The sequence below is a fragment of the Streptomyces sp. 8K308 genome, assembly GCF_004348315.1.
Classification (GTDB): Bacteria; Actinomycetota; Actinomycetes; order Streptomycetales; family Streptomycetaceae; genus Streptomyces.
Genome location: NZ_SMKC01000008.1, coordinates 1 through 11,096, shown reverse-complemented (window position 1 = coordinate 11,096; position 11,096 = coordinate 1). Strand labels below are relative to the sequence as shown.

Here is an 11,096-nt window from a genome sequence, read left to right as displayed (position 1 = left end):
GATAGGGGTTGATTGGCATGCCGAGTGCCGAGAACGAGGAAAAGCTGCGTCGCTTCCTCAAGAAGACGATGGCCGACCTCCGGACGGCCAGAGAACGGCTGGCGGCCGTCGAGGCGGGACAGGCGGAGCCCATCGCCGTCGTCGGCATGGCGTGCCGTCTCCCCGGAGGCGTCACGAGCCCCGAGGAACTGTGGGAACTGGTCGCCCGCGGAACCGACGCGGTCGGGCCCTTCCCCGAGGATCGAGGCTGGGACCTGGCCGCGATCTACGGACCCGACGCCGAGCGCGAGGGACGGGCCACCCCTCGGGAGGGCGGATTCGTGGCCGACGCCGGAGGGTTCGACGCCGCCTTCTTCGGGATCTCGCCGCGCGAGGCACGGGCCATGGACCCGCAGCAACGGCTGCTGCTCGAGACCGCCTGGGAGACCCTGGAACGAGCGGGCATCAGGCCCGAGGCGCTGCGGGCCACCCGCACCGGGGTGTACGCCGGGGCCAGCGCGGACGCTGCCCCGGGATCCGACGTCTCCGACGCTCCCGGGGGCACCGACTACGGCCTGACCGGCGCGTCGATGGCGGTGCTGTCCGGGCGCGTCGCCTACACCCTCGGCCTTGAGGGGCCCGCCGTGACGGTCGACACGGCCTGCTCCTCGTCGCTCGTGGCCATGCACCTCGCCGCCCAGGCCCTGCGCGCCGGCGAATGCGACCTGGCGCTGGCCGGCGGGGTCGCCGTGATGAGCCGCCCCAACGGGTTCGCCGAGTTCTCCCGCCAGGGCGGGCTGGCACGCGACGGCAGGTGCAAGTCGTTCTCCGCCGACGCCGACGGCACCGGGTGGGCCGAGGGCGCCGGGCTCGTCCTGCTCGAGCGGCTCTCCGACGCCCGGCGCAACGGTCACCGGATCCTCGCCCTGGTGCGCGGCAGCGCGGTCAACCAGGACGGTGCCTCCAACGGTCTGACCGCCCCCAACGGACCGTCCCAGCAGCGGGTGATCAGGCAGGCGCTGGACACCGCCGGGCTGACGGCGGCCGACGTGGACGTGGTCGAGGCACACGGCACGGGCACGAGGCTCGGCGACCCGATCGAGGCACAGGCGCTCCTGGCCACCTACGGCGCGGAACGCCCCGCCGAACGACCGCTTCTGCTCGGCTCGTTGAAGTCCAACATCGGACACACCCAGGCGGCGGCCGGGGTGGCGGGAGTGATCAAGTCGGTGTTGGCCATGCGGCACGGCACCGTGCCCGCCACGCTGCACGCGAGCCGGCCCACGCCGCTCGTGGAGTGGGACTCGGGCGCCGTGGCCCTCGTGAGCGAGCCCCGGCCGTGGCCGGCGACGGACCGCCCACGCCGGGTGGCCGTCTCCGCCTTCGGTATCAGCGGCACCAACGCCCACCTGATCCTCGAACAGGCACCGGAGGAGGAACCGCGGGAGCCCAGGACTCCGGCGGCGCCGGCCAACCCGGGCGCGCCCGTCCCCTGGGTGCTGAGCGCCCGCGACGCGCGGGCGCTCGGGCAGCAGGCCCGCCGGCTGCTCGACGGCCCGGCGCGCGACCCGGCGCGAAGCGCCGCGGAGATCGGTCTCGCGCTCGCCATGACCCGGAACGTGTTCGAGCACCGGGCCGTGCTCCGCGGCCGTGACCGTTCGGAACTGCTCGCCGGTCTGGCCGCGCTGGCGGCGGGACAGCCCTCACCCGTCCTCGCCCAGGGCAGCGTCCTGCCCGCGGCCGGCAGAACCGCGCTGCTCTTCACCGGCCAGGGCGCCCAGCGGCCCGGCATGGGGCGCGAACTCCACGACGCCTTCCCCGTGTTCGCCGAGGCGTTCGACGAGACGTGTGCCGCGTTCGACGCGCTGCTGCCGGTGCCACTGCGCGAGGCCGTCCTCGCACCCGACGGCACGTCCACGGCCGAGGCGCTGCACGACACCGGTCTCGCCCAGCCGGCGCTCTTCGCCTACGAGACCGCGCTGTACCGGCTGTGGCGGTCCTGGGTCCCCGCCGCCCCGGACTTCCTGATGGGCCACTCGCTCGGCGAGATCACCGCCGCCCACGTCTCGGGCGTCCTGTCGCTCCCCGACGCCGCCACGCTCGTGGCGGCCCGCGCCGCGTTGATGCGTGCCCTGCCGGCCGGTGGCGCGATGGTGGCCATCGGGGCGACCGAGGAGGAGGTGGTCAAGGAACTCGGTCAGGAGCGGGGCACCGGCGGACCGGTGGCGATCGCCGCCGTCAACGGCCCGTCGTCCGTCGTCGTCTCGGGCGAGGAGGGAGCCGTGGCCCGCGTCGCCCGGGCGTTCGACGACCGGGGGCGCCGAACCAACCGGCTGCGCGTCTCGCACGCCTTCCACTCCCCGCTGATGGAACCGATGCTCGACCGGTTCGCCGAGGTCCTGAGGGGCCTGACCTTCCGCGAGCCCGAGATCCCCATCGTCACCAACATCACCGGGCACCTCGCCAGGACCGGCCAACTCACCGCGTTCGACTACTGGCTCGACCAGGTCAGGCGCGCCGTCCGGTTCCACGACGGGGTCCGAACGCTGCGGGCCGAGGGCGTCGCCCACTTCGTCGAGATCGGCCCCGACGCCGTGCTGACCGCGGCCGTCCGAGAGAGCCTGTCGGGCGAAGCGGGGACGGTGGCCGTCGCGACCCAGCGCCGCCGCGGCCCGGAGGCCGAGACGTTCACCGGCGCCCTCGCCACCGCCTTCCTGCACGGCCAGCCGGTCGACTGGGGCACCGCCTTCGTCGCCGACGACCGCACGCCGGACGCGCTCCCCGAGTTGCCCACCTACCCGTTCCAGCGCGACAACTACTGGCCCACTCCGGCCTCCCGGGTCCGGCCGGCGGACCCGAGCGCCGAGGTGGCGAGTTGGCGCTACCGCGTGAGCTGGGAGCCACTGCGGATCGCGCCCGGCAAGCCGCTGTCGGGGGACTGGCTGCTGGTGGCCGCCGAGGACGACCCGCTGTCGGCACGCGTCGCGGAGGTGATGCGGCGGCGCGGCGCCCGGGTCGCCCTCCTCGACACCGCCGATCCGACCGGCGCGGGCGGTATGGCTGACATCCCCGAGGTGGGCAGGGACGAACTGGCCTCCCGGCTCGCGGCGACCGCGGCACGACTCACGGACCGGCGGACCGGACTGTCCGGCGTGGTGTCCCTGCTCGCCGCCCAGGACCGGGCCCAGGACGGCGCGCCCGACGATCCGGGCCCGAGCCCGGCCCGCGTGGTCGGCGCCCTCGGCCGCGACCTCGTCCTCGGACAGGCCCTGGCGGACGCCGAGATCGGGGCCCCGCTGTGGTGGGTGACGCGGGGAGCCGTCTCGGTTTCCGGCGAGGTCGTCACCAGCCTGACGGGCGCGGCCTCCGCCGGCCTCGGCCGGGTCGTCGGCCTCGAACGTCCCGAGGAGTGGGGCGGCCTCGCCGATCTGCCCGCCGCCGTGGACGAGCGCACTCTCGACACCCTGGTCGATCTCCTCACCACGGGCGGCGACGAGGACCTGGTCGCCATCAGGGACGACGGCCCCCACGCCCGCCGGCTCACCCGGGCCCCGCGTCCCGTCCCGGCGGCGGCGCCTCGAAGGACCGGGGGCACCGCGCTGATCACCGGCGGCACGGGCGGCCTCGGCGGCCATGTCGCTCGCTGGCTCGCCCGCGGAGGCGTCGAACACCTGGTGCTGCTGAGCCGTCGCGGGCCGCGGGCACCCGAGGCCGACCGGCTGCGGGCCGAACTCGAGGAAGCCGGCGCGGCCGTGACGATGCTGGCCTGCGACATCGCGGACCGCGCCGCCCTGGCCGCGACCCTCGACCACCTACGGGCCGCCGGCCACCGGCCCAGGATCGTGGTCCACGCCGCCGGGTTGCACAACGCCGTCCACCCTGTCATCGAGACCGACCACGCCACGCTTGTCGCGGCCGTCCACGCCAAGGTCGGCGGGGCCCTGCACCTGGACGAACTACTCGCCGGGGAACCGCTCAACGCCTTCGTGCTCTTCTCCTCGGCGGCCGGCGTCTGGGGCGGCGCAGGCCAGGGCCCCTACGCCGCGGCCAACGCCCTGCTCGACGCCCTGGCACAGCGCAGGCGAGCCGCCGGCCGGCCCGCCACGTCGATCGCCTGGGGCGTCTGGGCCGGCGACGGTATGGCCCGGGACATCGACGGGCGCACCATCAACCGCCTCGGCATGCGGGCGATGCCCCCGGAGAAGGGCGTGGTGGCGCTGCGCCAGGCGCTGGAGGCGGACGACACGCAGGTCACGGTCGCGGACGTCGACTGGACGCGGTTCGCGGACAACTACCGGATGGCCAGGCCAAGGCGACTCATCACCGCACTGATGGTCCAACCCACCGCCGGCGAGGCCCGGACCAGCGGCACCGACACGGCCGAAACGCTGCGCGAGCGTCTCACCGGCCGCTCCGCGACCGAACGCCACGCGCTACTGCTCGATTTGGTACGCGAGGAGGTCGCCGCAGAACTCGGCCACCTCACCCCCGAGGCGATCGGCGCCGACCAACCCTTCCGGGACCTCGGGACCGACTCGATGGCCGCCATCGGCCTCCGCGACCGGCTGAGCCGTAGCACGGGCCTACCGCTCACGGCCGGCCTGGTCTACGAGAACGAGACACCGAGCGCGCTCGCCACGTTCCTGGCCGCCAGACTGGACACCAGCCGTGAGACGGCGGCGCCGTCCGGGGACGAGTCCCTGGCATCGCTGTACCGGAGGATCGCCCTACTGGGGCGGTCGTACCAGGCGGAGAGCATGCTCGCCGCGGCGGCCGAGCTGCGGACCACCTTCGGGAGCCCCGAGGAGCTCGCCCAGTCCGACTGGCACCATGGGGGCGCGACCCGACTGTCCGCCGGGGGCGAGGAGGCCCCCCTGGTGATCGCCTTCCCGCCGGTCGCGCCGGTGGAGCCCGCCGTCCAGTACGCCCGGCTGTCGTCCCAGCTGCACGGGCTGGCCGGGCTGTCCGTCATCCCGCTTCCCGGCTTCCGGGACAGCGAGCCGCTCCCGGCGTCCACGGACGTCCTGGCCCGCGTCCTCGCCGAGGCGGCGCTCAGCCACGCGGACGGCCGGCGCTTCGCGCTGCTCGGCTACTCCTCGGGCGGTTGGTTCGCCCACCAGGTCGCCGCTGAGCTCGAATCCGCGGGCACCCGTCCGACTGGTGTCATCCTGCTCGACACCTATCCGCCGGACGGCATGACGCCACGGCTGCGAAAGGCCATGAACTACGAACTGATCGAACGCAGAAGAGAGTTCTCCACCCTCGACTACACCGCGCTGACGGCCATCGGCACCTACCGCTCGCTCCACCGCGGCTGGCGGCCCGTGCCGCTGGAGGCACCCACCCTGCTCGTGCGGCCGACGGACTGCGTCCCCGGATCCCCGGAGGAACCCACCACCGGCTATGACGAGTGGCGCGCCACCTGGCCGCTGGACCACGACCTCGCCGAAGTGCCGGGGGATCACTGCACCATGGTCGCCGACCACGCCGACAAGACCGCTGAGGTGGTACACCGATGGCTCGAATCCCGATACCTCCGTTCCGATCCCACGGCCGAGGCCGGTCGCCTTGCGACTCACCGGTGACGGTGGGTCCGCTGCTGAGGCCGGGAGCGACCGCCCACCTCAACCCGGAGACACTCGCCGACCACGCGGCGATCAAGGACGTGACCGCCGCCTACGGCCACTACTACGACTCCGGCGACTTCGACGGGCTGCGGGAGCTGTTCACCGAGGACGTGCGCTATGAGTTCGTGCCCGAGACGCCACCGTTCCCCGGCCGGGTCGAGGGGCGCGAGAACGTCATGCGAGCCCTCGTCGAGCAGTGGCGCCACAACAGGCACACCCTCGGCGCACACCAGCGACACGTCACCACCAACATCGTCGTGCTCCGCCAGCGGGACTCGACGGCCGAGACCCGCTCCCTCCTCACGGCCACCCTCGCCTACGAGGACGGTCGTCACGAGGTGCGCAGGACCGGTGGCTACGCCGACATCCTGCGGAAGGAGGACGGGTGTTGGCGCTTCGCCCGCCGGCAGCTGCGGTTCGCCGGGCTGCTCACCCCCGGGGTGCCCCTGACCCTGGAGTAAACCGGGCCGGATCACCCGACCGCCACGTCGCCGTCGCGACGAAGTAGCGTTGAGGAACGTCTGTCGCCTCGAAGGGGGAACCCCGGCACATGAGAACGCGATGGCCCCTGTGGGGCCGCCGGTTGGCCGGGGCGCTGGCGGCCCTGTCCGTGCTCGCCGGCGCCGGCACCTGGCTGGCGGCCGGCGACGACGGGCCCGAGGTGGTGCGCGACGACCGGGTCTTCGACATGCCGGAGGAGCCGGGCGGCCGTGGGACCGTGCGGATCGACACCTCCTTCTTCACCACGGCCGACGCCGGCGAGCCGCGGCCCGCCGTGCTCCTCGCGCACGGTTTCGGCGGCAGCAAGGAGGACGTCAGGCCGGAGGCCGAGGCGCTGGCCCGCGCCGGCTACGCCGTGCTCACCTGGTCAGCCCGCGGCTTCGGCGGCTCCACCGGGCGCATCGGCCTCAACGACCCGGAGCGCGAGATCGCCGACGTCTCCCGGCTGATCGACTGGCTCGCCGAGCGCCCCGACATCCAACTCGACGGCGCCGGGGACCCCAGGGTCGGCATCGCCGGCTCCTCCTACGGCGGCGCCGTCGCGCTGCTCGCCGCGGGGCACGACGACCGGGTGGACGCCATCGCCCCCCGCGTCACCTACTGGGACCTCGACGAGGCCCTCTTCCCCGACGGCGTCTTCAAGCGGCTGTGGACCGGCATCCTGTTCACCACCGGATCCACCGAGGCCACCGGCTCGCCCGCCGAGGAACCGGGCTGCGGCCGGTTCCTGCCCGAGCTGTGCGAGCTCTACGAGCGGGTGGCCGTCGCGGGCGAACCCGACGAGGCGGCCCGCCGGCTGCTGCACGACCGCAGCCCCGCGGCCGTCGCCGACCACATCGACGTGCCGACCCTCATCACCCAGGGCCAGCACGACTCGCTCTTCCCCCTCGACCACGCCGACGAGATGGCCGGTGCCATCGAGGCCAACGGCGCGCCCGTCAGCGTCGACTGGGTCTGGGCCGGGCACGACGGCGGCGTCTCCGAGAGCAGCAGGACCGAGGCCCGCACCCGCGACTGGTTCGACCGCTACCTGCGCCACGACCAGGCCGCCGACACCGGACCCGGCTTCCGCGTCACCCGGATCAGCGGCTTCGACTCCACCAACGGCTCCACCCTGCTGCGCGGCGCCTCGGGTGACGCCTACCCGGGGCTGGCCGGCGAGCCCACCACCGTCGAACTCGGCGGCGGCGAGCAGACCTTCGTCAACCCGCCGGGCGGCGCCCCGCCCGGCGTCTCCACCGTGCCGGGGCTCGGCAACCTCTCCGGCCTCTCCACCCTCGGTCTCGGCCTCGCCCTCGACTTCCCCGGCCAGTACGCGGCGTTCGACTCCGCGCCGTTGACCGAGACGGTGCGCGTCACCGGCGCACCCACCGTCCGGGTCCAGCTCGCCTCGGACGCCGAGAGCGCCGTGCTGTTCGCCAAGCTCTACGACGTCTCGCCGGGCGGCGGCAGCCAGCGCCTGCCCGCCCAACTGGTCGCCCCCATACGCGTCGACGACATCGGCGCGGGTCGCGTCGTCGACGTCCGCCTCCCCACCATCGACTACCCGTTCGAGGCCGGCCACCGGCTGCGTCTCGTGCTCTCCAGCACCGACATCGGCTACGCCTCGCCCGACGAGCCCGCCACCCACACCGTCTCGCTCGCCGACCCCGGGCTCACCCTGCCCACCGCCCCCGACCTCGCCAGCGGCACGGCACCGCTGCCCTGGTGGACCTGGGGGCTGCCGCTCGCCGGCGCCGTCATCGCCGCCGCCCTGTTGCTCACCGGCCGGCGCCGCGGCCAGGGCGACCTGGCGCCCGACCCCCGGCTCGCCGACGTGCCGCTGCGGATCGAGGGCCTCACCAAGCGCTACGCGGGGGCCGGCGACCGGTACGCCGTCCGCGACCTCTCCTTCCAGGTCAGGCGCGGCCAGGTGCTCGGCCTGCTCGGCCCCAACGGCGCGGGCAAGACCACCACGCTGCGGATGCTGATGGGCCTGATCAGCCCCGACGCCGGCGAGATCCGGATTTTCGGCCACCTGGTCAGGCCGGGCGCCCCCGTGCTCTCCCGGGTCGGCGCCTTCGTCGAGGGCGCCGGCTTCCTGCCACACCTCAGCGGTCGCGCCAACCTGGAGCTCTACTGGGCCGCCACCGGCCGGCCCGCCGCCGACGCCCACCTCGACGAGGCGCTGGAGATCGCCGGCCTCGGCCCGGCCGTCGAGCGCGCCGTGCGCACCTACTCGCAGGGCATGCGGCAGCGCCTCGCCATCGCCCAGGCGATGCTCGGCCTGCCCGAGCTGCTGATCCTCGACGAGCCCACCAACGGCCTCGACCCGCCCCAGATCCGCGCCATGCGCGACGTGATGACGGGCTACGCCGCCGAGGGCCGCACCGTGATCGTCTCCAGCCACCTGCTGGCCGAGGTCGAACAGACCTGCACCCACCTGGTGGTGATGGACGGCGGCCGGCTGGTGCGCTCGGGGCCGGTCAGCGAGATCACCGGATCCGGCGACACCCTGCTGGTCGGCATCGACATCGAGGCCACCGACGCCGTGCTCGAGCGGGTCGCCGCGCTGCCCGGCGTCGTCTCCGTGGGCCGCGCCGAGACCGGCCTGCTCGTCCGGCTCGACGGCCTGACCGCCGCCGAACTCCTCGCCGAGCTCGTGCGGTTGGAGATTCCCGTGCATGCCTTCGGCCCGCACCGCCGCCTCGAGGACGCCTTTCTCACCCTGATCGGAGGCGCCTGATGGCCGCGCCCGACACCACCGCGAGCAGCACCACCGCGGCCGGCACCACGGCACTCGACGCGGCACCCGGCTACACCGCGCGCCGCACCCTGCCGCTGCGCGTCGAGGCCGTCCGCCAACTGCGCCGCCGCCGCACCCTGGTGCTTGGCGCGCTGCTCGCCCTGCTGCCGGCCGTGGTGGCCGTGGCCTTCGAGATCGGCGGCCAGCCGGGCGGCGGCGGAGGCGAGCTCACCCTGCTCGACACCGCTACCGTCTCCGGCGTCAACTTCGCCGCCACCTGCCTCTTCCTCTCCGCCGGCTTCCTCCTCGTCGTGCCCGTGGCCCTGTTCTTCGGCGACACCGTGGCCGCCGAGGCCGGCTGGTCCTCGCTGCGCTACCTGCTGGCCGCCCCCGTGCCGCGCACCCGGCTGCTGCTCAGCAAGCTGGGCGTGGCGCTGCTGTTCAGCGCGGCGGCCATGGCCCTGCTGCCGCTGGTGGCGCTCGGCGTCGGCACCGCCGCCTACGGCTGGGGCCCGCTCGAACTGCCCACCGGGGGCACCCTGCCGGCCGGCGAGTCGGTGCGCCGGCTCGCCATCGCGGTCGGCTACGTGCTGGTTGCCCAACTCGTCACCGCCGGCCTGGCGTTCTGGCTGTCCACCGCCACCGACGCGCCGCTCGGCGCGGTGGGCGGCGCCCTCGGGCTGACCATCGTCGGCAACATCCTCGACGCCATCACCGCGCTCGGCGACTGGCGCGAGTTCCTGCCCGCCCACTGGCAGTTCGCCTGGGCCGACGTCTTCCAGTCGCAGCCGGAGTGGGGCGGCATGATCCGTGGCGTGGCCGTCTCCATCGCCTACGCCCTGGTGCTGTTCGCCCTCGCCTTCCGCGGCTTCCGCACCAAGGACATCGTCTCCTGACCATCGTCTCCTGAGACCGATCGGCCACCGACCGGCCGCCCGGCTTCCGTCAGGCGCTCATCCGCCCTCCTCCCCGGCCGGGGGCGGCCACCCGGCGCAGGACGCGGCGGGCGGGCAGCACGCTCGCGGCCAGACCGAGCAGCAGGCACCCGCCCACCGCGCCCGCCACCCAGGGCCAGGCCACCTCCGGCGTCACCGGAACGCCCAGGTTCTCCCGCAGCCCACGGCTCATGCCCAGCAACGCCGGGGTGGCCGCGGCCAGGCCGAGCACGGCGCCGATCGCCACGACGCAGACGGTCTCTCCCGCGACGGCCAGGATGACCTGGCGGCGGGAGGCGCCGGACAGCCGCAGCACCAGGAAGTCACGCATCCGGTCGGCGGTGGCCGTCAGCAGGGTGGAGCCGACCGCGATCGCCGTGTATCCGGCCGTCATGGCGACCAGGAGCAGCGTGAACAGGCGTATGAGGCGGTCCTCCTCCGCGTCGTCCGCCCCGGCCTGCTCCAGGATCGAGACCTCCTCCGCACCAAGCTCCCCGGCCGGACGGGCCGGGGACCCACCGGTGCGGTAGACGACGTCCGCCAGCGCCGAGGGATCGCGCTCGCGCACCAACTCGGCCGGCAGCAACAGCTGGTAGGGCAACTCGTCGCCGATCACCGCCGCCACGCGGGGATGCTCGACCCGGCCGTCGTCGAAGACCAGGTCGACGCTCGCGCCCTCGGCCCAGCCGTACGCGGTGGCCGCCGCCGCGCTCACCACGACGGTGCCCTGGGCAGGGGCTGGCTCGGCGTGGACCGCCGCGAAACCGGGGGAGACGCCGGCCGCGAGCAGCGCGGCCCCGTCCGACGCGGTGTAGACGGTCGTGGACAGCACCGCGGTGCCCTCGACCTCGGCGGTCACGGCGGCCGAGAGCCCCGGGGTGCCGCGGGGGACGACCGCCGCCTCGGCGCGCACGGCGGCGGCCTGGCTGGCGGTCTCCGCGCTGGCGGTGGTCTCCACCGTGGAGCTGATCAGCACGGTGAACGCCACTGTGGCGAGCACCGGCGCGGCCGTCGCCGCCGTGCGGCGCACCGCGGTGCGGGTGTTCTCCCGGACCAGCACGGCCGTCGCCCCTGGGCGCAGCGTGAGCGGCCAGGTCAGCGCGGTCACCACGGGCCGGGTCAGCGCGGGGCTGAGGACGGTGAGACCTGCGGTCACGCCCAGCGCGGTGCCGAGCCCCAACAGGACCATGGTGTCGGGGCCGGCCGTCGCCGTGCCCACGGCGCAGCCCAGCCCGGCGCCCGTGAGGGCGAGCCCCACCAGCCAGCGACCCCTCGTCATCGGTCGGTCGTCGACCACCGCCTCCCGCATCGCGTCCAACGGGGCCACCC

General features: G+C 74.7%; 5 protein-coding genes. 4 read left to right on the top strand and 1 reads right to left on the bottom strand.

Features of this window, described 5'->3' with window-relative positions:
• Positions 1–17: 17 nt before the first annotated feature.
• The 4 genes from E1265_RS02625 to E1265_RS02610 all read left to right on the top strand — a co-directional run bounded on the left by E1265_RS02625 (position 18) and on the right by E1265_RS02610 (position 9,728).
• Positions 18–5,564, top strand: a complete 5,547-nt coding sequence (locus E1265_RS02625; RefSeq protein WP_132928563.1) for a type I polyketide synthase — start codon at positions 18–20, stop codon at positions 5,562–5,564.
• Complete coding sequence (locus E1265_RS02620) at positions 5,561–6,067, top strand: nuclear transport factor 2 family protein (protein WP_165953625.1); 507 nt, start codon at positions 5,561–5,563, stop codon at positions 6,065–6,067. The genes E1265_RS02625 and E1265_RS02620 overlap by 4 nt, the downstream gene beginning before the upstream one ends.
• 89 nt (positions 6,068–6,156) lie before the next feature.
• Positions 6,157–8,832, top strand: a complete 2,676-nt coding sequence (locus E1265_RS02615) for an alpha/beta fold hydrolase (RefSeq protein WP_132928561.1) — start codon at positions 6,157–6,159, stop codon at positions 8,830–8,832.
• A complete protein-coding gene (locus tag E1265_RS02610; RefSeq protein WP_132928560.1) occupies positions 8,832–9,728 on the top strand; it encodes an ABC transporter permease subunit in 897 nt (298 codons plus the stop codon). The genes E1265_RS02615 and E1265_RS02610 overlap by 1 nt, the downstream gene beginning before the upstream one ends.
• Before the next feature lie 49 nt (positions 9,729–9,777).
• Here E1265_RS02610 and E1265_RS02605 read toward each other — a convergent pair.
• Positions 9,778–11,096: ABC transporter permease (locus tag E1265_RS02605; RefSeq protein WP_132928559.1), on the bottom strand; the 1,319-nt coding region annotated here is incomplete at its 5' end.